The sequence below is a fragment of the Actinokineospora auranticolor genome (genome assembly GCF_002934265.1).
Lineage (GTDB): Bacteria > Actinomycetota > Actinomycetes > Mycobacteriales > Pseudonocardiaceae > Actinokineospora > Actinokineospora auranticolor.
In genome coordinates this window covers 516,890-543,168 of sequence record NZ_PTIX01000003.1, presented here as the reverse complement: position 1 = coordinate 543,168, position 26,279 = coordinate 516,890, and the positions used below count along the sequence as shown (strand labels likewise).

The following is a 26,279-nucleotide window of genomic DNA, read 5'->3' as shown; positions in this document are numbered from 1 at the left end:
CTGTTGCTGGGCGGGTGTGTGAGGTGGGTGTCGGATCCGGTGCCGTGACCTCGGAACGACATCGTCGGCCTGGAGGTCTCGCACGTTCTCGAGGGACGGGATGCCGGCGCCTGGCTCGGCGACGAGGGCTGCGTCGGCGGCGGAGTCCTGACCCCTATCAGAAGACCCGGAGACCGGGAGCGACCCGACCGGGAACGGGAGTTCAACCGACACCACGACTGCACCCGTGTCGTGGTCGAACGCGCCGTCGCCCAACACGAAACCCGGCGCGTTCCCCACACCGACCACCGGCGCCCCATCAACACAATCTCCGCGGTCATCGGCCTCCACTTCTACGCCGCTGAATAACCCTCACAGGCTTGATCGCTACCAACCGGTATCGTCTGTGCCGCCAACTAGAATGGATACCGGGGGCCGGAGGCATACCCCCCGGGATCACCTGCCGCGGGTGGTGGGGGTCCAGTTGGGACGGTTGGGCGCTACCGTGGCGGTGGGGCCGGGTGGGGCGGCCGGTCAAGCGGTGGTGTGGAGGGGGTGGGCGGCGTGATCACCGTGCAGGGCGTGGTGGATCGGATGGGGCCCACGCTGTTACGCACGGTCCACGCCGACGAGCGGGCGCCGCTGGTCGGGGACGTGGTCATCGCCGAGTCCGGCAAGCGGACGCCGGTGTCGTCCGGGGATCTCGTCCTCGGTATCGCCGTGCAGTCCACCGCCGAGGCCGTCGAGCTCGTCCGGCAGTGCGGGGAGCAGGGGGCCGCCGCCGTGCTCCTCAAGCCGCCGCACGCGGGGCGGCACGCGGTGAAGGCGGTGGCCGGGCGGGTGGGGACCGGGCTCGTCGAGGTGCGGGGGGCGACGGCTTGGGCGCAGTTGGTGTGGTTGCTGCGCTCGGTCCTCGACGCGGCCGCGGACGAGGCGGCCAACGAGCTCAACTCGGGGGCCGGGCCGTTCGGCGACCTCTTCCGGTTGGCCGACGCCGCGGCCGCCGTCGTCGACGCGCCCGTCACGATCGAGGACGCCAACTCTCGGGTGCTCGCCTACTCCGCGCGCCAGGACCGCACCGACCCGGCGCGGGTCTCGACCATCATGGGCCGCCGGGTGCCCGACGACGTGCTCGCGCGGTTCCGCTCGCGCGGCGTCTTCCGCGAGCTGAGCCGGGGCCGCACCGCGATCTTCGTGCCCGCGCAGAAGGACGGCACGCTGCCCCGCCTGATCGTCCCCGTGCGGATGGGCGGCGAACTCCTCGGTTCCATGTGGGCCGTCGTCGCCGGTCCGGTCTCCGACGAGCGGGCCGCCGCGTTCGCCGACGCGGCCCCCGTGGTCGCGCTGCACCTGCTGCGCCGCCGGGCGCGCGAGGACTCCGACCGCAGGCGGTCCGCCGAGCTGGTGCGCTCGGTGCTCGACGGCACCGGCAGCGCCCGGCTGGGCGCCGCCGAACTGGACCTCTCCGACGACCACCACCGCGTCGTCGCCATCGACACCCAGGCCGCCGAGAAGCTGGCCGAGGGCGTGCGGCTGGCGCTGCTGGAACGGCTCAGCGCCGGGGTCGGCCGCCGCCCGGCCGTCGCCGACCTGCACGGCCTCCTCTACGCGATCGTGCCCGACACGCCCGGCCCCGGCGGCTGGCCCGAGCTGCGCACCGCGCTGACCGAGCTGGCGGGCCCGCTGGTCGCCGCGGGCACCCCCGTGCGCGTCGGCGAGCTGGCCCGGTCGCGGGCCGAGGCCGACGAGGCGCTGAGCCTGCTGCGCGCCGGGCTGGTCCCGGGGCCGCTCGCGGTGCACGACGAGGTGTGGACCGTGCTCGTGCTGCACCGCACCGCCGTCGCCTCCACCGGCGCGGGCGTCGCGCACGTCGGCCCGCTCACCCACCTCCGCGCCCGCGGCGACGCGTCCTGGTACCTCGACACCCTGTACGAGTGGCTGCGCCACCCGGGTGACCCGCGGGCCGCCGCGGCGGCCCTGAGCATCCACCCCAACACGCTGCGGTACCGGATGTCCCGGGTCACCGCGGCGCTGGAGGTCGATCTGGGCGATCCTGACACTCGGTTGGCACTGCTTACCCAGTTGGTGGCATTGCGCTGGGGCTGACTGTGCTGCGAGCACAACCAGGCACGATTACTCTCGGTCTCACAGAACGATGACAGCCCTCAAGTGCTGCACGACCGTGGTACAGGACACCCCAGATGGCCCACGCAGCCAGTACCCGAGAGGACCGCCCCGGTGCAGATCGCCGTTCCCCGTGAGATCAAGAACCACGAGTACCGGGTGGCCCTGACCCCGGCTGGTGCGCACGAGCTCACCTCCCGCGGGCACGACGTGTTCGTCGAGGCGGGCGCGGGCCTCGGCTCGGCCATCACCGACGACGAGTACCTGGCGGCGGGCGCCAAGGTGCTGGCCACCGCCGACGAGGTGTGGGCCGAGGGCGACCTGGTGCTCAAGGTCAAGGAGCCCATCGCGGTCGAGTACCCGCGGCTGCGCGCGGGCCAGACCCTGTTCACCTACCTGCACCTGGCCGCCGACGAGCCGCTGACCAAGGCGCTGCTGGCCTCGGGCACCACCGCGATCGCCTACGAGACCGTGCAGACCGCCAACGGCGCGCTGCCGCTGCTGGCGCCGATGTCGGAGGTCGCGGGCAGGCTCGCCCCGCAGGTCGGCGCGTTCGCCCTGATGAAGCCCTCCGGTGGCCGCGGCGTGCTGCCCGGCGGCGTGCCCGGGGTCGCCCCGGCGCGGGTCGTGGTGATCGGCGGCGGTGTAGCGGGCATCAACTCCGCGACCATCGCCCTGGGCATGGGCGCCGACGTCGTCGTGCTGGACACCAATGTGGACCGCCTGCGCCAGATCGACGCGCAGTTCGGCGGCCGGGTCCGCACCATCACCTCGAACCGGCTCGCCGTCGAGGAGGCCGCCAAGGCCGCCGACCTGGTGATCGGCGCCGTGCTGGTGCCGGGCGCGAAGGCCCCGAAGCTGATCAGCAACGCGCTGGTGGCGGAGATGAAGCCGGGTTCGGTGCTGGTGGACATCGCCATCGACCAGGGCGGCTGCTTCGAGGACTCGCGCCCGACCACGCACGCCGAGCCCACCTACCCGGTGCACGACTCGATCTTCTACTGCGTGGCCAACATGCCGGGCGCCGTGCCCCGGACCTCGACCTACGCGCTCACCAACGTGACGCTCCCCTACACCGTGGCCCTCGCCGCCCAGGGCTGGCACACCGCCCTGACCAACGACAAGGCGCTCGCCCTGGGCCTCAACACCCACCAGGGCCACCTCACCAACGCCTCCGTCGCCGAGGCCCACAGCCTCCCCAGCACCCCCCTGGAAACCATCCTGGCCGGCTAACCGGCCAAAGACCACAGGCCACAGGGCCACCGGCCCACGCGAGGCCGGGGTGCCATCCCACCCCACCTCGCAGGCCCGCGAGGCGTGCCGGCTCCTTGCACTGCAGGGACCAAGGAGCCGGTACGCCGCCCCCACCACAACCACAACCACAACCACCCAACGCGCTCGCCCCACCCAGGGCCGAGCGCGTTGTCATATAAGACTTTGAGAGCCGCTGCGGCCCACCAACACCCAGTGATGCTCACCAGCACCACGCTGGTTCCACCAGCCCAACCACAACCAGGCCGGCCCCGCCCACTACACAGACCCACCAGTCCCACCAACCCACCCGCTTCGCCAGTTCCACAAGCTCCACCAGCTCCGCTGCACCGGTTCCACCAGCTCCGCTGGCTCCACCAGTCCCCGTCGGCTACCCACTACACCGCATCCACCAGCTTCGCTGGTTCCATCGGTTCCGCTGGTTCCGCCAGCTCCGCTGGCTACACCTTTTCCGCACCACGCTGGTTCAGCCACCGCTCGCACCGTGGGGGTCTGGGGGCTCGGCCCCCAGTTCAACCGCCCCTACCCCCGCGAGCGCTCTCCGCGAGCTAGGTAGGCCTAGGTAGGGGCAGCCCGCTCAACCAGCCTGGGGGTCACTGGGAGCGGGCCGCCAGGGCAAGCTTATGCCTATTCGATCGAGCGCGCTGCATCGGGGTGGGTTTTGTTGGTGATTACTTCTCCACCACTCCGCACCCCCAATGGGTGAGAAACCTGGCAATGGGGTGAATCCTGGGACTTTGGCTTGGGTGTGGCGCACGGTGGGCCGATGTTGGTTCGGTGACTGAGCCTCGGTGGTGTGTCGGTTGCCACGACCCGTTCGGCAGGGATCGCGCGTTGACGGTGTTGGTCGAGGGCGGGCGGGTGGTGTTGGTGCCGCCTCCGGGGGCGTCGGCGGTGCTGTCGGCGCAGCAGACCCGGTCGTTGGGGTTGGTGTTGGACCAGGCGGCGGGGCGGGCGCACGACGTCGAGGCCGGGTGAGCGCGCTGGGCGGGGAGGACCCGCTGCGGTCGGCGGTGTTGCGCCGGTTGGCGTCGCTCGACGAGGCCGCCGGTTCGGCCGATCCGTCCACGCTGTTGCCCCTGGCCCGTACGGAGATCAGCCGGTTGGCCGACGGGTGGCGGTTGCTGCTCACGGTGCACCAGCCCGATGAGGACGGCCGTTGCCAGGCGTGTCCGGTCGGGTTCGGTGGGCGGCGCAGGCGCCGGTGGCCGTGCCAGGTGTGGCGGATGGCGCACGAGCACCTGATCGGTGAGGGTGTGCCGCACCGCGAGCGGAAGCGCCCGCTGCGCAATCCGTTCTCCCGGCAGGCCCGGTTGGTGCCGCGGGAGCAGCCCGCCGAGATCACCGCGGAGTTGCCGGTGATCGTCGGCCCTCCAACGGGTGAGTCGAACCCGGGAATTCCTGACGCTGGGTAAGCGCATCCCCGGTTTGACGTGCCCCGTTAAGACGATCGTGTTGTCTCGCGCGTGACCATCTCTCACAAGCCGTGGCCTGGATAGTGCAAGATGGCCGCCACGACACGGCCCGCGGAGCTGGAGGAGCGTGTGCAGGACGGTAGCGGTCGCATCGAGGTGCGCAACCTGACCAAGACCTTCGGTCCGGTCGCCGCGGTGCAGAACCTGAGTTTCCAGGTGGAGCCGGGCTCGGTCACCGGCTTCCTCGGGCCCAACGGGGCGGGGAAGACCACCACGCTGCGCATGTTGCTCGGCTTGGTGCGGCCGACAGCGGGCACGGCCACGATCAACGGCCAGCCCTTCGAGCGGCTGGGCAACCCCGCGCGGGTCGTCGGCGCCGTGCTGGAGGCCCAGGGCTTCCACCCGCGGCGGACCGCGATCAACCACCTCAAGGTGTACGCGGCGGCGATGGGCCTGCCCGACGAGCGCGCCTACCAGGTGCTGCAGCTCGTCGGCCTGAGCGCGGCGGAGCACCGCTCGGCGGGCCAGTTCTCGCTGGGCATGAAGCAGCGGCTGGCGCTGGCCACGGCACTGCTGGGCGACCCGCAGGTGCTGGTGCTCGACGAGCCCGCGAACGGCCTGGACCCCGAGGGCATCGCGTGGCTGCGCACGTTCCTCAAGGCGTACGCCGCGTCCGGGCGCACGGTGCTGATCTCCAGCCACATCCTGGCCGAGGTCGAGCAGACCATCGACCGGTTGGTGATCGTCAGCCGCGGCCAGACCGTCTACAACGGCGGTCTGGAGGACCTGCGCCGGTCGCGGAAGTCGCGGGTGCTCGTGCAGCCGTCCGACCCCGCCGCGTTGACCACCGCGCTGACGGAGGCGGGCATCCACGACGTGACGGCGCTGCCCGAGGGCAGGCTGGCGGTGGTGGACGCGACCGTGCAGCAGGTCGGCGACATCGCCACCAAGGCCGGTGTGTCGCTGTACGGGGTGCAGGAGGAGACGGCCGATCTGGAGCAGCTGTTCCTCCAGCTCACGAGTGGACAGTGGTCGGGCCAGGCGTACGGGCAGCCCGGCGGCTACGCGGTTCCCGGTTACGGCCAGCCGCAGGGCTACGCGCAGCCGGTCACGCCGTACCAGCAACCCGCGCCCGGCTACCAGGTTCCCGGCCAGTACCCGCCCGCCGGTTACCAGCAGCAGCCCTACCAGCACCCGTACCAACACCAGCCCTACCAGGCGCCCCAGGGCTACCAGCAGCCGTACCAGCAGGCTCAGCCGTACCAGCAAGCCTCGCCGTACCAGCCGGAAACGCCCTACCAGCCGCCCGTTCCGTCCCAACCGGACACCGCGCCACCGCCACCGCCCCAGGTCGCGGAGCTGCCCCCGGTGACCCCGCCGCCGAGCACCGGCACCGACACGACCGGACAGGGAGGCAACGCGTGATGGGCTCCCTCATCAAGGCCGAGTTCCGCAAGATCACCAGCACCCGGCTGTGGTGGGCGCTGCTGATCCCCACCGTCGCGCTCGCCACGCTCACCGCGCTCGGCTGGGCCGCGTTCACCAGCGACACGTTCGACGCCCTGACCGGCGAGCGCGCGTTCCTCGGCCTGCAGGTGCAGATGGAGCAGGTCTCCTGGTCGGCCATCGCGGTCACCCGCAGCATCAACCTGACCACGATCTTCCCGATGATCTTCGGCGCGCTGGCCATCTCCGCCGAGCTCAACCACCGCACCATCACCACCTCGTTCCTGACCGGCTCCTCGCGCGGCGCGGTGCTCTCCGCCAAGGCGATCGCCTACGCGGTGTGGGGCGCGGTCTTCGGCGTGGCGATCGTGGCGTCGTCGTGCCTGGGCGCGGCGATCAGCTCGGACCCCCGGTTCATGCCGGAGTTCGGCCAGCTGGCGCTCATCGCGCTGGCGGGCATCGGCGCGACCGTGCTGTGGACGCTGCTCGGCCTCGGGGTCGGCGCGCTGATCGGCTCGTCGGTCGGCGCGCTCGTGGTGCTGCTGGTCTACGCGCTGGTCGTCGGCCCGGTCGGCGAGCTGATCCTGTTCGCGCAGACCGACGGCTCGCACCTGCCCGGCCTGCTGCCCAACGGCTCGGCGAGCGGGTTCACCGGCGCCACCGCCGCCTCCGCGCTCGTCTCGCAGGTGAAGTCCGCGGTGCTGAACGCGGGCGGCAGCCTGCCGAGCATCGGCTCGACCAGGCTGGACGAGATCGAGGAGGCGATCCGGTGGGCCGCGGGCACGCCGGGCGCGCTGTCGCTCGGGCTCAGCGCGCTGGTGTTCGCGGGCTGGACGCTGCTGTTCTTCGGCACGGGCGTGCTGCGCAACCGCAACCGCGACATCACCTGATCGCGGCGCGCGACCAGAGTGGACCGCGCCCGGTCCGGACCCGTTTCCGGACCGGGCGCGGCCCGTTCGCGGGCGGAACAGGCGTTTTCGGGCGAATCCATCCACATAGGCCCGAGTTGTCCACAGGGCGCGGATGATTTGCCCGCGCCCACCACCCCGTGCTTAACCTGAACCACGTGACTTCCTCTCCCGGCTCTCCCGGCTGGATCCGCCGACTCGGCGCCGCGTGCTGGCGGCACCGCTCGTTGGTGCTGCTCTCGCTGGTCGCCTCGGTCGTCGGCGTCGGCTTCCAGGCGGCGGGCCCGCTGCTGGTCAAGTTCGTGGTGGACGACGCGGTCGCGGGCCGCACCGACCGGCTGGGCTGGCTGGTGGTGGCGCTGGCCGGGCTGGAGGTGCTGACCTTCGGCAGCGCGTTCCTGCGCCGGTACCTGGGCGGCAGGCTGGCCCTGGACGTGCAGCACGACCTGCGCCAAGCGGTGTTCGGCGCGGTGCAGCGGCTCGACGGCGGCAAGCAGGACGCGCTGCGCACCGGGCAGGTGGTGTCCCGGTCGATCACCGACCTGCAACTGGTGCAGGGCCTGCTGATGATGGTGCCGCTGTCGGTGGGCACGGTCGTGTTCGCGCTCATGGCGCTGGCGGCGATGCTGTGGCTCTCGCCGCTGCTGACGGTGGTGGCGCTGGTGGTGACGCCCGTGGTGGCGGTGGTGGCCAGTCGCAGCCGGAACCGGCTCTTCCCGGCGACGTGGGCGGCGCAGCAGAGCGCGGCGGACGTGGCGCAGCGGGTCGAGGAGACGGTCACGGGCGTGCGCGTGGTCAAGGGGTTCGGCCAGGAGGCGCGGGAGATCACCCGGCTGGAGCGGGCGGCGCGCAAGCTCTTCGCCGAGCGGATGCGCGCCGCGGCGCTCACCTCACGACCGGCGGCGACGCTGGTGGCCATGCCCGCCGCCGGTCAGGTGGGGGTGCTGGCCCTAGGCGGCTACCTGGCGCTCAACGGCCAGGTCACGCTGGGCACGTTCCTGGCCTTCGCCGGGTACGTGGCGAACCTGGTCGGGCCGACCCGGCTGCTGGCCGGGTTGCTGGTCAACGCCCAGCTGGCGCGGGCCGGGGTGGAGCGGGTGTACGAGCTGGTCGACTCACAACCCGACGTCACCGACAAGCCGGACGCGGTGGACGTGCCCGCCGGGCCGGTGTCGGTGGAGTTCGACGACATCCGGTTCGGGTACACGCGCAGCGAGCCGGTGCTGGACGGGGTGAGCCTGCGGGTGTCGCCGGGCGAGACGCTGGCGCTGGTGGGCACGGCCGGGTCGGGCAAGTCGACGGTGTCGCTGCTGCTGCCGCGCTTCTACGACGTGCAGTCCGGCGTGGTCCGGGTCGGCGGTGTCGACGTGCGCGACCTGCGGATGGCGTCGCTGCGCGGCGCGGTCGGGGTGGTGTTCGAGGAGGCGTTCCTGTTCTCCGACAGCGTCCGGGCGAACATCGCCTACGGCCGTCCGGGGGCGACCGACGCCGAGGTGGAGGCGGCGGCGCGGGCGGCGCAGGCGCACGAGTTCATCGCGGCCCTGCCCGGCGGCTACGGCGCGGTGGTCGGTGAGCGCGGGTTGACGCTGTCCGGCGGGCAGCGGCAGCGGGTGGCGCTGGCCAGGGCGCTGCTGTCGGACCCCCGGGTGCTGGTGCTCGACGACGCGACCTCGGCGGTGGACACGGCCACGGAGTCGGCCATCCACGAGACGCTGCGCGCGGTCACCGCCGAGCGCACCACGCTGCTGATCGCGCACCGCCGGTCCACCCTGGCCCTGGCCGACCGGATCGCGGTGCTCGACGGCGGCCGGGTCGTGGACGTGGGCACGCACGCGGAGCTGAACGCGCGGTGCGCGCTGTTCCGGTCGCTGCTGTCGGGGCCGGGCGAGGCGATCGAGGAACCGGGCGCCCGCTCGGCCGCCGAGCTGGTGCCGGGGCCGGACGGGGTGACCGCCGCGCTGTGGCCCGCCGAGGTGGAGCCGGAGCCGACGGCGGCCACGGCGCGGGTGGCGGGCTCGATCGGCGGCCGGATGACGGGTGCCGGTGGCGGCGGGCGGATGGGCGGTGGCACGAGCGACGCGCTGGGCGGCCTCCCGCCGACCGAGGACCTGCTGGCGCGGGTGCGGGCGCTGCCGCCCGCGCGGGAGGTGCCGGACCTGCACGGCGAGGACCCGACGGCGCCGGACCCGGGGTTCCGGCTGCGGGGGCTGCTGCGGCCCGCGCGGTGGGCGCTGGCCCTCGTGCTGGGGTTGGTGGTGCTCGACTCGGTGACCTCGGTGGCGCTGCCCGCGCTGTTCCGGCACGGGGTGGACTCCGGGGTGCTGACCGGGTCGGGGGCCGCGCTGGTCACCGCGACGGTGGTGGCGGCCGTGCTGGTCGTGGTGATGTGGCTGAACACGGCGGCGACCACCGTGCTGACGGCGCGGGTGGGTGAGCGGCTGCTGTACCTGCTGCGCGTCCGCAGCTACGCCCACCTGCAGCGGCTCGGGCTCGACTACTACGAGCGCGAGATGGCCGGTCGGATCATGACCAGGATGACCACGGACGTGGACGCGCTGTCCACGTTCCTGCAAACCGGGCTCACCACGGCGATCGCCAGCGTGCTGACGGTGCTGGCGGTCACGGTCGCGCTGCTGGCCACCGACCTGTCGCTGGGGCTGGTGGCGCTGGCCGTGCTGCCGGTGCTGCTGGTCGCGACGGTGATCTTCCAGCGGCTGTCGTCGGTGGCCTACGCGGAGGCCCGCGAGCAGGTGAGCGCGGTCAACGCGGACATGCAGGAGAACGTGTCCGGGCTGCGGGTGGCGCAGGCGTACACGCGGGAGGACGTCTCGGCGCGGCGCTTCGCCGAGCGCAGCGACTCCTACCGGCGCACCCGGCTGCGGGCGCAGCGCTACATCGCCACGTACTTCCCGTTCGTGTCGATGCTGTCGGGTCTGGGCCAGGCGGCGGTGCTGGTGGTGGGCGCGAACCGGGTGGCCGATGGCGACCTGAGCCCGGGCGTGCTGCTGGCGTTCCTGTTGTACCTGGGGCTGTTCTTCGCACCGGTGCAGCAGCTGTCCGGGGTGTTCGACGGCTACCAGCAAGCCAGGGTCGGTCTGCTGCGGATCTCCGAGCTGCTGCGCACGCCGACGTCGGTGCCGCCGCCGGGGGCGCCGGTGGCGGTGCCCGCGCACCTGCGGGGCGAGGTGGAGCTGCGGGACGTCGGGTTCACGTACGCGGGCTCGACGGAGCCCGCCGTGTCCGGGCTCTCGGTGCGGGTCCGCGCGGGCGAGACGGTGGCCCTGGTCGGGGCGACGGGGGCGGGCAAGTCCACGGTGGTGAAGCTGATCGCCCGCTTCTACGACCCCACCTCGGGTGCGGTCCTCGTCGACGGCGTCGACCTGCGCGAGTACGACCCGACGGGCTACCGGGGCCGGTTGGGCGTGGTGCCGCAGGAGGCGCACCTGTTCACCGGCGACCTGGCCCGCAACGTCGCCTACGGCGCGCCGGGGGCGACACCCGCCGAGGTGGAGTCGGCGGTGCGGGCCGTGGGGGCGCTGCCGATGGTCGCGACGCTGGCGCACGGGTTCCGGCACCCGGTGGGCGAGCGCGGGCAGGGGCTGTCCGCCGGGCAGCGGCAGTTGGTGGCGTTGGCGCGGGCGGAGCTGGTGGCCCCGGACATCCTGCTGCTGGACGAGGCCACGGCGGCGCTGGACCCGGCGACGGAGTCCGCGGTGCTGCGCGCCAGCGCGCACCTGGCGGGCGCGCGCACCACGTTCGTCGTGGCCCACCGGCTGGCCACGGCCGCCCGGGCGGACCGGATCCTGGTGCTCGACCAGGGGCGCGTCGTGGAACAGGGCACCCACGACGAGCTGTTGGCGGCCCGGGGTCGCTACGCGCGCCTGTGGGAGTTGGGAACCATGGACCCGGCGCCGCGGGACCTCGCCGGTGAGACCGTCGACCAAGCGCCCAGGGCCGGGGTTTCGCCGGGCGAGTTATGAAAGCCGTCGAGAGATCCGCATGCCCTTTCTCCCGATGGGTAACCAACAAATCGCGCACCGGTGAGCGCGGGTCCGGAAGTGCTCACGGTCGGTGTCTTGCGCACAATGCGTAAATGCCGGTACGGACCGTCGATGGTGACGGCGTCGAGCGGAAGGGTGTTGGGGCCGTGGGAAACCCGTGCGCGGGGGTTCGGGCGGGACCGCTCGGCGGGGCGGGTGTCTCGACGGGCGAGGCGGGTGCCGCTCGGCGGCCGTTCCTCGCGGTTGGGCGTTCGGGCGGCGACCTTTGGGCGACCGTTCGGCGATCACCGAGGTGGGTGAATTCCCGCGGAACCCGGGGCGTACGAGCGGGTTCCGCGAGGCTGCGGGGCGCGCGCTTAGCGCACATGATCGGTTCCTCGATCGGTACAGTAACCAGCGGCACACATGACCTCGAACACGGCCGGTTGGTTGAGTAACCAACGTCCTGACCGGGGGACTAGCCTGACGTTGAGTGTGTTCACCACGAGATCGAGATGGATAGAGGCGAGAGTCGGCCGTGTCCAGCAGTCCTGCGTCCCAGTTCGGTGCAAACGAGTGGCTCGTCGAGGAGATGTACGAGCAGTTCCTCGCCGACCCGTCGTCGGTAGACCCCGCGTGGCACGACTTCTTCGCGGACTACAAGCCCACACCACGGGCCGCCACCCAGGGAGCGGCGCAGGCGAAGACCGCCGCCGGTGACAAGGCGGGGGCCAAGGGCGGCACGGCCACGGCGAGCGCCCAGTCCGCCACGAGCAAGCCCAGCCAGACCACGAGCAAGACCGCCCAGTCCGCGGGCGGCACCTCGACCGGTGGCGCGGCCGCGGGCAGCGGCAACGGCAAGCCCGCCGCGGTGAAGGCGACGACGGCCCCGGCGGTCACCGCCCCCGCGACGGCCTCGGCCGCACCCGCGAAGTCCGCCGAGCCGGTGGCCCCCGCCAACAACAAGGCGCCCGCCAAGCCCGCGACCCCGGCGAAGGCCGGTGGCGAGGAGCGCAAGCCGCTGCGCGGCGCGGCGGCGGCGATCGCGAAGAACATGAACGCGTCGCTGTCGCTGCCGACGGCGACCAGCGTGCGGTCGGTGCCCGCGAAGCTGCTCGCGGACAACCGCATCGTGATCAACAACCACCTGAAGCGGACCCGCGGCGGCAAGGTCTCCTTCACCCACCTGATCGGCTACGCGATGGTTCGGGCGCTCGAGGCGTACCCGAACATGAACCGGCACTACGCCGAGGCCGACAGCAAGGCGTTCGCGGTCACCCCCGAGCACGTGAACCTGGGCCTGGCCATCGACCTGCCCGGCAAGGACGGCAGCCGCAACCTGGTGGTGGCCTCCATCAAGGGCTGCGAGGGCATGTCCTTCCAGCAGTTCTGGCAGGCCTACGAGGACCTGATCCGCAAGGCCAGGGGTGGCGCGCTGACCACCGACGACTTCGCGGGCACCACGATCTCGCTGACCAACCCGGGCGGCATCGGCACCAACCACTCGGTGCCGCGGCTGTCCATCGGCCAGGGCACCATCCTGGGCGTCGGCGCGATGGAGTTCCCCGCGCCGTTCCAGGGGGCCAGCGAGAAGACGCTGATCGAGATGGGCATCAGCAAGATCATCACGCTGACGTCCACCTACGACCACCGGATCATCCAGGGCGCCGAGTCCGGCGAGTTCCTGCGCGAGATCCACCGCCTGCTGCTGGGCGAGGACGGCTTCTACGACGACATCTTCACCTCCCTGCGGATCCCCTACGAGCCGATCCGCTGGATGGAGGACTTCGCCGAGGGCCCGGTCGACAAGACCGCGCGGGTCATCGGCCTGATCGACGCCTACCGCACCCGCGGCCACCTGATGGCCGACACCGACCCGCTCAACTACCGCCAGCGCAAGCACGAGGACCTCGACGTCCTCTCGCACGGCCTGACGCTGTGGGACCTCGACCGCGAGTTCCCGACCGGCGGGTTCGCGGGCAAGGAGCGGATGAAGCTGCGCGACGTGCTCGGCGTGCTGCGCGACTCCTACTGCCGCACGGTCGGCGTCGAGTACACCTACATCCTCGACCCGGCCGAGCGCCGCTGGATCCAGGAGCGGGTGGAGGTCGCGCACGAGAAGCCCCCGGCGGCGGTGCAGAAGTACGTGCTCTCCAAGCTCAACGCCGCCGAGGCGTTCGAGACCTTCCTGCAGACCAAGTACGTCGGGCAGAAGCGGTTCTCGCTGGAGGGCGGCGAGTCGGTCATCCCGCTGCTGGACACGCTGCTGGACAAGGCCGCCGAGTACGAGCTCGACGAGGTCGTCATCGGCATGCCGCACCGCGGTCGGCTCAACGTGCTGGCCAACATCGTCGGCAAGCCGATCTCGCAGATCTTCCAGGAGTTCGAGGGCAACCTGGACCCGGGCCAGGCGCACGGCTCCGGTGACGTGAAGTACCACCTCGGCGCCGAGGGCAAGTACTTCCGGATGTTCGGCGACGGCGAGACCAAGGTCTCGCTGACCGCGAACCCGTCGCACCTGGAGACCGTGGACCCGGTGCTGGAGGGCATCGTCCGGGCCAAGCAGGACCTGCTCAACAAGGGCGACGCCAGCGGCATCGGCTTCTCGGTGCTGCCGGTCGCGCTGCACGGCGACGCCGCGTTCGCCGGTCAGGGCGTGGTCGCCGAGACGCTGAACCTGGCGCTGCTGCGCGGCTACCGCACCGGCGGCACCGTGCACGTGGTCATCAACAACCAGGTCGGGTTCACCACCGCGCCGGAGCACTCGCGGTCGTCGCAGTACGCGACGGACGTGGCGAAGATGATCCAGGCGCCGGTGTTCCACGTGAACGGCGACGACCCGGAGGCCTGCTACTGGGTGGCGCGGCTGGCCATGGACTACCGGCAGTCCTTCAACAAGGACGTCGTGATCGACCTGGTCTGCTACCGCCGCCGCGGGCACAACGAGGGCGACGACCCGTCGATGACCCAGCCGGGCATGTACGACATCATCGACACCAAGCGCAGCGTGCGGAAGGGCTACACCGAGGCGCTGATCGGCCGCGGCGACATCTCCGTCGAGGAGGCCGAGAAGGCGCTGCGGGACTTCTCCAGCCAGCTCGAGCACGTGTTCAACGAGGTGCGGGAGCTGGAGAAGCACCCGATCTCGCCGAGCCCGTCGGTGGAGGGCGAGCAGCAGGTCCCGACGAAGCTGTCCACCGGTGTCCCCCGTTCGGTGCTGGAGCGCATCGCCGACGCGCACGTCAACCTGCCGGAGGGCTTCACCGCGCACCCGCGGGTCAAGCCGGTGCTGGAGCGGCGGGCGAAGATGGTCCGCGAGGGCGGCATCGACTGGGCCTACGGCGAGCTGCTGGCGTTCGGGTCGCTGACCCTGGAGGGCCGCTCGGTCCGCCTGGCGGGCCAGGACTCGCGGCGCGGCACGTTCACCCAGCGGCACGCGGCGGTCATCGACCGCAAGACCGGCCGGGAGTACCTGCCGCTGCAGAACCTGTCCGAGGACCAGGGCAAGTTCATGGTCTACGACTCGGCGCTCTCGGAGTACGCGGCGCTGGGCTTCGAGTACGGCTACTCGGTGGCCAACCCGGACGCGCTGGTGCTGTGGGAGGCGCAGTTCGGCGACTTCGTCAACGGCGCCCAGTCGGTGATCGACGAGTACATCTCCTCCAGCGAGGCCAAGTGGGGCCAGGTGTCCGACGTGGTCGTGCTGCTGCCGCACGGGCACGAGGGCCAGGGCCCGGACCACACCTCGGGCCGCATCGAGCGCTGGCTGCAGCTGTGCGCCGAGGGTTCGATGACGGTGTCGGTGCCCTCGACCCCGGCGAACTACTTCCACCTGCTGCGCAGGCACGCCCTCGACGGCGTGCAGCGGCCGCTGGTGGTGTTCACGCCGAAGTCGATGCTGCGCAACAAGGCCGCGACCAGCCCGGTCGAGGACTTCATCGACGACACCCGGTTCCAGTCGGTCATCGACGACCCGACCGGCCCGAACCCCGCCGGTGTCACCCGGATCCTGTTCGTCTCGGGCAAGCTCTACTACGAGCTCGCCGCCGAGAAGGAGAAGCGCGGCCAGACCGATACCGCGATCGTGCGGATCGAGCAGCTGTACCCGGTGCCGCAGAAGAAGATCGGCGCGATCTTCGACCGCTACCCGAACGCCGCCGACATCCGCTGGGTGCAGGAGGAACCGGCCAACCAGGGCTCGTGGCCGTTCTACGGCCTGGCGCTGCCGGAGCTGTTCCCCGACCGGCTGACCCGGATCACCCGCGTCTCCCGCCGCCCGATGTCGGCCCCGTCCGCGGGGTCGAGCAAGGTGCACGAGCTGGAGCAGCGCTCGCTGATCGAGAAGGCCTTCGAGTAACCACGCACGCACGGCCGGGGCCGCTGGACACCTCGTCCGGCGGCCCCGCCCCGTTTACCAGGAGAACCCGGTGTACTTCACCGACCGCGGCATCGAAGAACTGGAAGAGCGACGCGGCGAGGACCAGGTCAGCCTCGCGTGGCTGGCCGACCGCATGCGCGCCTTCGTCGACAACAACCCGGAGTTCGAGACCGCCGTCGAGCGCCTGGCCACCTTCCTGGCCCGCGACGACGACGATTTCGAGGACTGACCGGCGCTACGGGGTGTCGTTGGCCCGCAGGCGGATGGCGAGCCGCGCGGACCATTCGCGTTCGGCGACAACAAGACTGTGCTCCAGCGTCTCGACGAGCGACGCTCGGCTCACCGTCGACGCCCGCGGGTCTTCGTCGCCGTACACCCGGCAGGTGAGGTGGATCCGGTCCCCGTCGGGGAAGGCGAAAGCGAGCACGTCATCGGTGCACTCGCCCCACTCCAGGAATCGGTGCGCCGCGAGTTCCACCCCGGCCTTGGTGTCGTCGTACGTCCAGTCCTCAGCGATGCGGAACGCCGCCAACGGCGACGAGGTGAGGTCCGCGGGCCGCGCGGTCGGGGCGCGGAAACGGCCGAGCTCGTCCTTGAGCTTCTTGACCAACAGCGGCGGGTAGAACGCGTTGTCCCGCGCGTCCACGTGGATCCCGCCGACGAAGAGGTCCACGCACAGCAGGTCCGGGTCCCGGTCGACGTGGAACTCCACGCCGAACCCGGCTCGCGACCCGAACACCAGTGCCCCCACCACGTGCCGACCCTACGCCCGGTCTAGTAGTAGGCCGTCGAGAGCCGGACGCGGGGGCCGAGGCCCTCGCGTCCCTTGAACTCGCCTTGGCGGTCGAGGAGGAACTCCCAGTCGAGGCCCGCCAGCGCGGTCAGGTCGACGACGGTCTTGAGCCCGGTGAGACCGAGCGACTCGAGGGTCGGGTGTTCGCGCAGTGGCGCGAGGGCGATGTCGCGGCAGCCGTGCAGGTTGAGGCTGACGAGGTCCACCGCCGCCAGCCGGTCGAGCGCGGGCGCGCGCAGGCCGACCAGGCTCAGGTGCCGCAAGTCCGGGAAGTGCGCGCGCAGGTCCAGGTCCATCCAGCCCGCCAGGTTTCTGTTGATCATCAGTTGGACCACGCCGGGAAGCGGCTCCAGCGCCAGGTCGTAGCGCTGGCGGCCCAGCAACCGCAGGGTTTGCAGCCTGGGCAGGCACCCGAACGCCGACAGGGGCGCGGGCCACCCCGCGACGCCGATGTCCTCGATGCCGGCCAGCTCCGCCAGCGCCCGCACGCCCACGACCTCGGCTTTCCCCCAGATCAGCAGGCTTTCCAGCCCGGTGTGCCCGGTGAGCAGTTCGAGGTCGCAGGTGGCCCGCGCGGGCAGGCGCAGCCACAGCCGGTTCAGCAGGCGGACGTCCTGGAGGTCGTGCAGGCTCTCCAGGCCCTGGTTGAGGTCCAGGCGGACGTCCACGCTGGTGAGCTTGCGGAGCCGGTGCAGGTGGGGCAGGTGCCTGCGGTAGGTGACGCTGATCCACCCGTCGAACAGGGGGGCTTCGGCGAGGACCTCATCCGCGTAGGCGGCCGGGTCGAAGAACTTCCACGCGGCGGTGACCTCCTGCTGGACCTGGTACCTCGGGTCCCCGGCGTAGCCCGCCAGCCGGGGCAGCGCCTCCTTGGCACCGGTCAGCGCGGCCGCGCGGACGACGGCGGCGGCGGTGGCCTCCGGGAACTCGTCCAGGGACCTGGGCAGGTAGCCCAGGAGGCGGTGGCCGATGGCGGCCAGGGATTTCGTCTCGCGCAGGTCCTTTGGCGGGACCAGCGTGCGCCGGATCATCGTGTCGACCCGGTCGCGGGTCTCGCTGGCGATGTCCTGGATGGTCTCCAGGCAGGCGGCGGCCAGCAGGCGCAGGTGCCGGGAGTGCTCCGCCTCGGCTTCCGCGTGGTCGAGGATGCCGGTGACCAGGTCGTCGGCCTGCTTGGCGGTGGCGTGGCCGCAGGCCATGATCACCGTGTCCCACCAGGTGTCCAGGTGCGCGTTGCCGATCAGGGTGTCCACGTGGTGCTGCTGGATCGCCTCGTCGGCGGCGAGGTACTCCTGGAAGGTGCGGTGCACGAAGTCCACCTGGCCCGGGGCCGGGGAGCGCAGGACCCCGCTGCGCTCCACCAGGTGCTCCAGCAGCGCGGCCGGGGCCTCGGACACGTTCGGCATGGCGCGCACCTTGGTGGACAGGTGCTCCAAGGCCCGCTCGGTGGTGAACTCGATGCGGTTCGCCAGGGTCAGGCGCCAGGCCAGGTCGCGGAGCAGGACGCGCTTCTCGGTGTCGGACAGCAGGCCCGCGATGCCGCGTTCGGCGTCGCGGAAGTGCAGGAGCATGGACAGGGCCTTGGCATAGAGGTCCATGCGGTTGCGCGGCAGTTCCGCGCGGTGCGCCAGGTTCAGCGCGCACAGCATCGCGCAGAGCAGCGGGGTCGCGGCCAGCTCTCGCAGGTGGCTGCGTTCCAGCTGGGTGCGCAGGCGGCACTCGGCGGCCGTGATGTCGAGGTGGGTGCCGGTGGCCTCGGCGGCGCGGTGCCAGCGGTCGGTGAAGGCGATGACGTTGGCGGGGCTCATCGACTCGAGGGTGACCGTGGTGAAGCCCTCGGCGGCCAACCACCGGCGGTCGGCGGCGGCGGTGCGCGCGGTGATCACCACGCGGGCCCGCGGATAGGCGGCGAGGACGTCGTCGCGCAGCCAGTTCTTCACCGCCCGGCGGCGGCTGGGCAGGACCTCGTCGACGCCGTCCACCAGCAGGACCGCGCGGCCGGACAGCAGCAGGCGGTGCGCCCAGCCCTCCGGCATGACCGCCGCGAGCCCGGGCGCCGCGTCCCGCGCGAAGTCCTCCGGGCCGGGCAGTCGGCCGGTGGCGTGGCTGCGCAGGCGGATCAAGAACGGGACGCGGCCGTTCCACTCGGCCAGGGCGCCGCCGAGCTCCCGCCGGGCGGCGCGGACCGCGAGCCAGCTCAGCAGGGTCGTCTTGCCGGAGCCCGCGTCGCCGCGCAGCAGGACCCGGTCGTGCTTGCCGATGGCGGACTCGACCGGGATGCCGTCGGTCTGGTCCGGGACGCCGCCCAGGTGGTCGAACCTCAGCGGGGTGCTATCCCGGCGGCGGCGGCGCGGGCGGCCGAACTCGTCCGAGACGCTCAGGCTCAGGTAGGCGACGGTCAGCGCGAGGGTGGGCTGCTCGTCGCCGGGGAGGCCGAGCAGCTCGAGCCGGTCGAGGGTGGTAGCCAGGACGCGGAGGTACTCGGCCTCGAAGTCCGCGTCGAGGTCCGTGCCGCGCGGGGCGTAGAGGCTGGTGGTCGGGATGCGGCCGAGGACCAGGTCGAGCTGCTCGGTGACCGTGGAGAGCCGTCCCAGCACGGCCGAGAGTGCGCGGGGCTGGAAGGTCGGCAGGTGGCGCAGGACCTGCACGAGGTAGCGGCAGGCCTGGTCCAGCGCGAGCTCGTACAGCGGGCGGGCCGCCTCGGACAGGCCCGCAGCCCGCGCGTGGTCGGGGAACTGGGCGCGCACCTGCTTGGCCAGGGCCTCGGCGTCCGCGTCGGCGGCGAGCAGGCCGTCGTCGGAGAGGTCGACGTCGTCGAGCACATCGATCACGGCCAGGGTCGCGGCCTCGACCTCGTTGGGCGGCAGCGTGCCGAACCGCTGCTCGACCAGGGGCGCCAACTGCTCGGCCACGCCGTATCCGATCCGCTCGACCAGACTCGCCGCCTTGACCCGGTCCAACGGCCCGGCGACCTCGGCGGCGACCAGGTCGGCCAGACTGGACTCGCGCTCGGTCACCTTGCGCCGCCGCCCCAACCAGAACCGCGCGCCCTGACTCGCGACCTGAGCCCCAACCTTGAGCGCCGCTGCCTCGATACCGCTGATGGCGTCCTCCCTGTGTGCTCCTTGTAGTCATCGGAGCACACAGGGAAAGCGTTGCCTAGCGCTCGGCGGTGACCTCTACGTGTGTGCTCGGCAGGAGGCCGGGGGCGATGCCGGTCAGCGCCAGGACCGCCAGCGCCAAGGCGACGGCGTAGTTCTCCAGCGGGGTCAGGTCGCGTTCGCCGGTCACGGCCTTGGCGTGGGTGAACAGGCCGAGGAAGCCGCGCATGGCGGTGATGCCTACCAGGGCCATGGCAGCGATCGCGCAGGCCACTACGAGCGGGGGTGCGGCGTTCAGGTAGTGGTGCTCGTCGGCGAAGCCGGGGAGCAGGGGGAAGCCCGCGAGCGCTAGGCCGAAGACCAGGTAGGCGAAGGCCAGCCGGGGGGTGCGGGCGAGGTCGCCGCCGGGGGTGCCGTAGAGGAGGCCGTCCCGGCGGGCCGCGACGGCGCCGACGGTCATTGTCAGTGCCGCTGCGCTGACCGCGACCACCGCCTGGGAGGCGCCGACGAGTAAGAGTCCGTGCACGCTGATCAGCAGGTATCCCAAGGCTTTCCGTGCGTCCGCCAGGGATACGGCGACGAGCGCGCCAAGCAGGGCGGTCGCCGCGCCCAACCACATTCCGACCACAGCGGACGGTACGGGTACCGGCGTGACCACGAAGGCGACAACCAAACCCACCGGCGCACGGTCGACGAACCGGGGCAGCCAGCCGTGCAGGGGGATGACCGCCAGCCTCGTCACGACGGCGATTGTGGTGACGACGTCGCCCAGCGCGCCCGGCAGAACCTCCCCCAGCCCGAGCAGCAGGACCGCGGGGGCCTGGTAGACGACGAAAAGCCGGTCCAGGCCGTCCGCGCGGCCCCGTAGCGCCGACCACACAAGCCAGGCCGATACCGCCCACAGCAGGACGTCGACGCCGTCGACCCGGAACGCCAATAGTCCACAAGAGATGGACACGACCGCCAACGCCCGCGCCAGCACCGCGGGGGTGTGGGTGGCGACCGGGCTCATGGCGGCGACCATGAGCCCGGCCAGGCTCACCGCGACCGTCGACGCCGTCACCTGCCACGTCGACACGGTGTCGGGGAGGAGCAGCCCCAGCACCGACGTGGCGACGGCGGCGGAGCCGACGCGGGTGGCGGCGCGGCGGGACGACCGGGTGTCCGGGGCGCGGCCCGCGACGGCGGCGGCCGCCAGCCACAGGGCGGCCGCGGCCAGGGGAACCAGGGCGATCATCGAGGTCTCTTCCAGGTGGGTCGGTGCGGCGGGATCAGTTCGCAGCGTGGACCGGCGGCCGGGTGGCGCTCATCCTCCGCGCCAGGTGGTCGTCGGCCGCGGCGGCGCGTTGGCCGACGCGGGTCAGCGGGCCGATCACGCGGTCGAGCAGGAACGCGTCCACGTAGGCGCGTTCCAGGGCGAACCGGTACAGCCAAGCGCGGAGCGGTTCCGGTACGACGCGCTCGAAGTGCCTGCCGGTGCGCGGCAGGGGGCCGCCGAGGGCCTGTTCCAGGTGGTGGTGGTCGTGCAGCAGGCTCGGGGACCGCAGGATCTGGCCGCTGCGCAGGACCGCGTGGGTGATCAGGTGGACCACGGCGACGGTGTCCCAGCCGAGCCCGACTTCCACGAAGACCAAGGCGATCTGGGTCATCGACGCGTAGGCGAGGGTGCTCTTGATGTCGGTCTGCACCCGTCCCGCGAGCGTCGCGTAGACGGCGGTGACGACACCGACCGCGACCACCGCGGGCCCGGTCACACCGTTGCGCAGCAACAGGTACGGCCCGAGGCTGACCGACACCGCGCCGTAGCAGATCGCGCTGGACGGCGTCGGTCCCTCCATCGCGCGCGGTAGCCAGCCGCTGAACGGGAGCTGCGCTGCCTTGCCCATGGCCGCCCACAGCAACAACAACCCGACGAGGGCGGGGCTGCCGCCGCTGTGGTGCACGGCGACGGCCGCGACGAGCCCGATGTCGCTGACCCGGTAGGTGATGAAGGCCCGGAGCCCGTGCGCGACCGGGCCCGGCCGGTGGTGGAAGTAGGCGATCAGCAGCGCGGAGGCGAGGCCCGCCAGCTCCCAGCCGACGACCAGCAGGTCCAGCGTCCCGGCGAGCACGACCAGTTCCACCGCCGCGACGAACAGCGCGAGCAGCAGGTAGAAGCGGCGGTAGCCGGGGTCGCGGTGCAGGTACCGCTGCGAGAACGCGCCGATCAGGCAGCCGAGCAGGGCGCCCAGGATGGCGATCGGGATCGACAGCCGGTCGGCGGTGAGCAGCAACGGGAAACCCGGGAACCAGGAACCCAGCGCCACCGTGGCCGGTCCGCGCACGGCGCACAGCACGGCCAGCGCGGTCCCGGCCGAGGCGGACAGCACCGAGGCGCCGATCACCACACCGGACACAGTGGACTCCGGAAGCACGCGACCGGACCACATCACCGCGCCCAGTCCCAGGAAGGCCAGCAGCGGTGCGCCCGCCGCCGCCAGGAGCAGCGCGGTCACCGGACCTCCTGCGGGAAACCCGGCACGAAGTCGAGCGCCGGGACCGGGATCGGGGCGCCCGGCAGCACGTGCGCGGGGCCGAGGTGGCCGCGGTGGCCCGCGTAGACCTGGGACGAGCGCTCCACCACCGGGAACTCCGCCGTTTCCGGCGTGTACGGCTGGAAAGCGCCGTCCTGGTAGAGGTGCATGTCGTTGCCCTCGGTCCACGCGACGAGCTGGATCCAGCCGTTGCCGACCAGCCGGGCCAGGTTCGCGTGCGCGGCCAGGATCGCCGACAACCGCTCCGGGGTGGCCTCCACGACCAGCAGCAGCCGCACGGGCTCGTGGATTTCGACCATCTGCCAAGGCAAACCGGTGCGCAGATCGGACGAGTGCCCGTCCATCACGCCGAGCAGGCCGGTGATGTTGTGCGGCAGCTTGGTGCCGCAGCCGTAGCGGGCCGGGTCGACGTAGCTGAAGTAGTACTCCAGGTTGATCCCGGCGCAGACCGGGCCGACGGCGAGCAGCAGCGACGTGAGCAGCGCGTCGTCGGGGTCGGCGGCGGGGTCGTAGGAGACCAGGAACGCGCGTCGGTCGAGGTAGAGGCCCCGGGTGCGGGAGCGGCGACCGACGACGCACACGGCGTTGGTGGCGTGCCCGTACTCCGGTCGCGGCTGGCCGAGGTCCACGGCGTGGGTCTCGGCGTGCGCGAGCGCGTCGGCGAGTGACAGGTCCGGCGCGGCGGTCTCGAAGCGGCGGCAGCGCTCGTGCGCGGCCAGCACGCAGGCGTCGGCCAGCGCGTCCTGGGCGCGCGCCAGGTCGGCGCGGAACCGTTCGGGGACCAGGTCCTCGTCGAAGTAGGTCATGGTGTCGTCGCACGTGTTGTGGTAGGCGCCGACGAACCAGGTACCCTCCGGCAAACCGAGTCTACTTCGGACTTCCGGGTGGTTGGCCATGGCGGCGAACGCGCGGGCGTTGGGACCGCCGCGGCCACCGCCGGTGGCGCCGCAGTCGTGCGCGGACTCGTGCGGGTTGTTCATGCTGGACGAACCGTGCCCGACCAGGACCACGACCGGCGCGGGCGCGGCCAGCACACCGGTGGTGCGCAGCACGGTCCCGACGATGCCCGCCATCTCGTCGGTGGTGTAGCCCAGTTCCAGCCGGGTCACCGGGTGCCGACCCGCCAGCCGGTGCGCCCAGCGGTGGGCGTGCCGGGGGAACAGGCAGCGGGTGACGAGCGAGCACAGCCCCGCCACCCCCATGGCCACGCTCAGCACACCGCCGCGCGCCAGGGTGCGGCTGCCGACGGCGACGTGGTGGGTCCAGCCCGCGTGGGCGCGGCGCACGAACGTCCGCGCCGGAGCGACGGCCCGCTCCCGGACGTCGTGGTTCGGCGTGACCACGACCGGACACAGTGGACGCGGCCGGACGTCGTGCAGGCCCTGGTAGTTCATCGCGACGCCGAAGAACCCCGCGAACCCGAAGGTCTCCGCGCCGGGGTGGTGTTCCTCCAGGTGCCGCCGCAGCGACTCCTCGCGCTCGTCGATGCAGAACACGGCCTGGAACCGGACCGGCGGCGTGTCCGGTGTGGACACGTTCTGGTGCGCGGCGAGCCCGTCGAGCACGCCGATGCGGTGCCTGCGCTCGTAGGCGGCGTGCAGCAGCCGCCTGCGCTCGACCTCGTCGCAGCCGCCGACCAGGGACAGCCAGGCGGCCGGGGCGGGCGTGGGGTCGACCCCCATCAGCTCGGCCAGCACGAACGCCTCGTACGCCAGCTCGACGTCCGGCCGCGCGGTGACCTCGACGACCAGGTGCCGGGTGGTGTTCGCCAGCACGCGCCGGAGCGCGAACAGGTCCAGGGTCAGCTGCACGGCGAGGTAGTCGGCCAGCCGGGCCGGGTGCGCGGCGACCGGAGCGCGGTCGGGCCGCGTCTCGAACTGCCGCACCATGCCCGCCCAGCCGCGCAGGGACAGCAGCGTGGCGAGGACGGCGTCGCCCCACTCCGGCTCCGGCACGTCCAGTTCGGTGAGCGCCCACGCGATCACGCGCTCGGCGTCCCAATCGGACTGCGCGCGCAGGCAGTCCCCGAGCCCGCGCAGGAACCGGTCCGGCGGGCCGCCCGCGCGGCCGTAGAGACCGCGGAAGGCGTCCAGGAAACCCTTGTCCCGGTTGTGCATCGGCCAGTAGGCCACGCCCTGGTCGAGGAAAGCGGCGGCGAGCCGGGTGAGCACCGGGTGCGTGAGCCGGTCGGTGTCGACGCCGGTCTCGGCCAGCACCCGGTCCCGGGGGCGCGGGGTCGGGTCGGCCGCCGGGACGACGCGCGGCGCGGCGGCCAGCAGCGCCGCCCACACCGGCCCCAGGTCCCCGGATTCGGCCAACAACCAGCGCAGCGCGGGACCGCGCGGCACGACGACCAGGTGCCGCAGCCGCCGCGCGTGGAACTGGCGGCGGGTCGGACCACCCGGCACGACCGGCACGCCGTCGTCGGCGACCTCGGCGGCCACCACGGCGTCCAGGTCGGCCGGGGCGATGCGGCCCTCGACGACGTACCCGTGCAGTTCGTCCTCGGACGGGAACGGTTCGGCGCCGAAGAGCGCGCCCGCCCGCACCACCGCGTCGGCGAACGGCAGGTGTTCGAAGGCGTGCAAGGTGTTGTGGTGCACGAAAGTCTGCAGCGGTCCCTGTTCGGGGAGCAGGTGCGCGGCTTCCTCGAGCAGTTCGGCGATGCGTTCGTTCATGACCGCCGCCGTCTGCGCAGCGATTGCGGGTCGCTCGACACCGCGGTCAAGTCCTCGAGTCCCTCCACGCGCAGCGTGGCGTCGGGGAGTTCCTTGGCCAGTTGGTCGAGGCGAGCGAGGAAGGTGTGGTCGACCACCGCGGCGTCGCGGACGTCGACGACCACCTCCGTGACGCCGTCCCCGGCCTTGGCGATGGCGCGGCGCAACGGGAGCAGCGCGGGGAACACGGCGGCACCGGGGACGCGCAGCCGCAGCACGTCGCCGTCGCGGGTGACCTGAGGCCGGGGTCGCAGCAGCGCCAGCGGCGGCACGCCCCGGGCCAGGTGCAGTGCGATCTTGAGGACCAGACCGGCGGCGACGCCCATGAGCAGGTCGGTGGCCAGGGTGACCAGCAGGGTGGTCAGGAACAGCAGGAGCTGGTCCCAGCCGAGCTTGCCTACGTGCACGAGCTCCTTCGGCGACGCCAGCCGGAAACCGGTGTACACCAGCATGGCGGCCAGCGCGGCGAGCGGGATCGTCTGCACCAGGCCGGGGATCAGCGCGACGCAGAGCAGCAGGATGGCGCCGTGGCAGACGTTGGACCAGCGGCTCTTGGCGCCCGCGTCCAGGTTCGCCTTGCTGCGCACGATCTCGGAGATCATCGGCAGGCCGCCGATGAACGCCGAGGTGAGGTTGCCCGCGCCGATGGCGAACAGGTCGCGGTTGAGGTCCGAGGGCTTCTTGGCCGGGTCCATGGAGTCGACGGCGAGCACGGTCAGCGTCGACTCGATGGTGCCGATCAGCGCGAACATCGCCACGTACTGCAGCGACGTGCCGCTGAAGACCTGGGAGAAGTCGGGGAAGGTGACCGCGTCGAGCAGCGAGCCGGGCAGCTTGACCAGGAACTCGGGGCCGAGGTGGAAGGTCGACTCGGCGAAGCGGTAGTCGTGCGGGCTCGACAGGTGCAGCCACAGCCCGATCGGCACGGCCACGGCCAGCACGATCAGCGGCGCGGGCACGACCTTGCTCCACCGGGCCTTGACCAGCGGCAGCCCGAACAGGATGAGCAGCGCGAGCACGCCGATGACCACGACCAGCGGGTTGGCGTGCGCGACGCTGTGCGGGATCTCGGCGAGCAGGCCGAGCGGGGACTCCGCCTTGGGTTTCACGCCGAGCACCACGTGCGCCTGCTTGGCGATGATGATCACGCCGATGGCGGCCAGCATGCCGTGCACGACCGACGGGGACATGGCCACGCCGATGCCCGCCGCGCGGACCAGGGCGAACAGGATCTGGATCACGGCGGCGACCACGCCGACGGCCAGCGCTCGCCGGTAGCCCGCCGCCAGGTCGCCCTGCCCGAGGTCGTGCACCGCGCCGACGGCGATCACGATCAGACCGGCGGCCGGGCCCTTGATGGTCAGCGGGGCGCCGCCGAGCAGGCCGCCGAGAATGCCGCCGACAATGGCGGTGAGCACGCCGGCAACGGGTGGGAAGCCGCTGGCCAGGGCGATACCCAGGCACAGCGGGAGTGCGATCAGCGAGACCAGGAAACCGGACTTGAGATCGCCGACCGGAAAGCGCTTCGCGGGTGGGTCGAGCGGTCTGCGAACCGATTGGTCGATTTGCTCCGACATGTCGATCTTCCTTTTTCGGGCACGGCGGGACCACCTCGCCGCAGACGGCGCGGCG

General features: G+C 72.2%; 16 protein-coding genes. 9 read left to right on the top strand and 7 right to left on the bottom strand.

The window, feature by feature from the left end; translation table 11 throughout:
* Nucleotides 1–288 (bottom strand): hypothetical protein (locus tag CLV40_RS38760; RefSeq protein ID WP_219823927.1); only part of this gene is annotated, 288 nt, incomplete at its 3' end.
* Between the two features lie 255 nt (nt 289–543).
* On the opposite strand from CLV40_RS38760, the gene CLV40_RS08595 reads away from it, so the two are divergent.
* The 9 genes from CLV40_RS08595 to CLV40_RS08555 all read left to right on the top strand — a co-directional run bounded on the left by CLV40_RS08595 (nt 544) and on the right by CLV40_RS08555 (nt 15,731).
* The gene (locus CLV40_RS08595; RefSeq protein WP_104478345.1) at nt 544–2,085 is read left to right on the top strand and encodes a PucR family transcriptional regulator; all 1,542 of its coding nucleotides are present in this window, start codon (nt 544–546) and stop codon (nt 2,083–2,085) included.
* A gap of 132 nt (nt 2,086–2,217) precedes the next feature.
* Entirely contained in the window at nt 2,218–3,336 is a 1,119-nt protein-coding gene (gene ald, locus CLV40_RS08590; RefSeq protein WP_104478283.1) for an alanine dehydrogenase, read from the top strand.
* An 873-nt stretch (nt 3,337–4,209) separates the two neighbouring features.
* Nucleotides 4,210–4,353, top strand: a complete 144-nt coding sequence (locus tag CLV40_RS08585; protein ID WP_181043378.1) for a hypothetical protein — start codon at nt 4,210–4,212, stop codon at nt 4,351–4,353.
* Nucleotides 4,350–4,790 carry a hypothetical protein gene (locus tag CLV40_RS08580; RefSeq protein ID WP_245931168.1) on the top strand — a complete coding sequence of 147 codons (441 nt, stop codon included), beginning with the start codon at nt 4,350–4,352 and terminating at the stop codon, nt 4,788–4,790. The genes CLV40_RS08585 and CLV40_RS08580 overlap by 4 nt, the downstream gene beginning before the upstream one ends.
* A gap of 129 nt (nt 4,791–4,919) precedes the next feature.
* Nucleotides 4,920–6,215: an ABC transporter ATP-binding protein gene (locus CLV40_RS08575; protein WP_104478343.1), complete on the top strand. Its 1,296-nt coding sequence runs from the start codon at nt 4,920–4,922 to the stop codon at nt 6,213–6,215.
* Nucleotides 6,212–7,126: an ABC-2 transporter permease gene (locus CLV40_RS08570; RefSeq protein WP_146107967.1), complete on the top strand. Its 915-nt coding sequence runs from the start codon at nt 6,212–6,214 to the stop codon at nt 7,124–7,126. The genes CLV40_RS08575 and CLV40_RS08570 overlap by 4 nt, the downstream gene beginning before the upstream one ends.
* Before the next feature lie 176 nt (nt 7,127–7,302).
* A complete protein-coding gene (locus CLV40_RS08565; protein ID WP_104478342.1) occupies nt 7,303–11,124 on the top strand; it encodes an ABC transporter ATP-binding protein in 3,822 nt (1,273 codons plus the stop codon).
* A 592-nt stretch (nt 11,125–11,716) separates the two neighbouring features.
* A complete protein-coding gene (locus tag CLV40_RS08560; RefSeq protein ID WP_245931167.1) occupies nt 11,717–15,481 on the top strand; it encodes a multifunctional oxoglutarate decarboxylase/oxoglutarate dehydrogenase thiamine pyrophosphate-binding subunit/dihydrolipoyllysine-residue succinyltransferase subunit in 3,765 nt (1,254 codons plus the stop codon).
* Nucleotides 15,482–15,551: 70 nt separating this feature from the next.
* Nucleotides 15,552–15,731 (top strand): DUF6104 family protein, encoded by a 180-nt coding sequence (locus CLV40_RS08555; protein WP_104478279.1) that lies wholly within the window; start codon nt 15,552–15,554, stop codon nt 15,729–15,731.
* A gap of 6 nt (nt 15,732–15,737) precedes the next feature.
* On the opposite strand, the gene CLV40_RS08550 is transcribed toward CLV40_RS08555, so the two are convergent.
* The 6 genes from CLV40_RS08550 to CLV40_RS08525 form a co-directional block, all read right to left on the bottom strand.
* Nucleotides 15,738–16,256, bottom strand: coding sequence for a hypothetical protein (locus CLV40_RS08550; RefSeq protein ID WP_245931166.1), 519 nt, complete (start codon nt 16,254–16,256; stop codon nt 15,738–15,740).
* Nucleotides 16,257–16,276: 20 nt separating this feature from the next.
* Entirely contained in the window at nt 16,277–19,390 is a 3,114-nt protein-coding gene (locus CLV40_RS08545) for an NACHT domain-containing protein (RefSeq protein WP_425428229.1), read from the bottom strand.
* 64 nt (nt 19,391–19,454) lie between these two features.
* Nucleotides 19,455–20,633 carry a hypothetical protein gene (locus CLV40_RS08540; RefSeq protein WP_104478277.1) on the bottom strand — a complete coding sequence of 393 codons (1,179 nt, stop codon included), beginning with the start codon at nt 20,631–20,633 and terminating at the stop codon, nt 19,455–19,457.
* 34 nt (nt 20,634–20,667) lie between these two features.
* Nucleotides 20,668–21,891, bottom strand: a complete 1,224-nt coding sequence (locus CLV40_RS08535; protein WP_245931165.1) for a proton-conducting transporter transmembrane domain-containing protein — start codon at nt 21,889–21,891, stop codon at nt 20,668–20,670.
* Nucleotides 21,888–24,608 carry a YbcC family protein gene (locus tag CLV40_RS08530; protein ID WP_104478276.1) on the bottom strand — a complete coding sequence of 907 codons (2,721 nt, stop codon included), beginning with the start codon at nt 24,606–24,608 and terminating at the stop codon, nt 21,888–21,890. The genes CLV40_RS08535 and CLV40_RS08530 overlap by 4 nt, the downstream gene beginning before the upstream one ends.
* The gene (locus tag CLV40_RS08525) at nt 24,605–26,224 is read right to left on the bottom strand and encodes a SulP family inorganic anion transporter (RefSeq protein ID WP_104478275.1); all 1,620 of its coding nucleotides are present in this window, start codon (nt 26,222–26,224) and stop codon (nt 24,605–24,607) included. The genes CLV40_RS08530 and CLV40_RS08525 overlap by 4 nt, the downstream gene beginning before the upstream one ends.
* Nucleotides 26,225–26,279 lie beyond the last annotated feature (55 nt).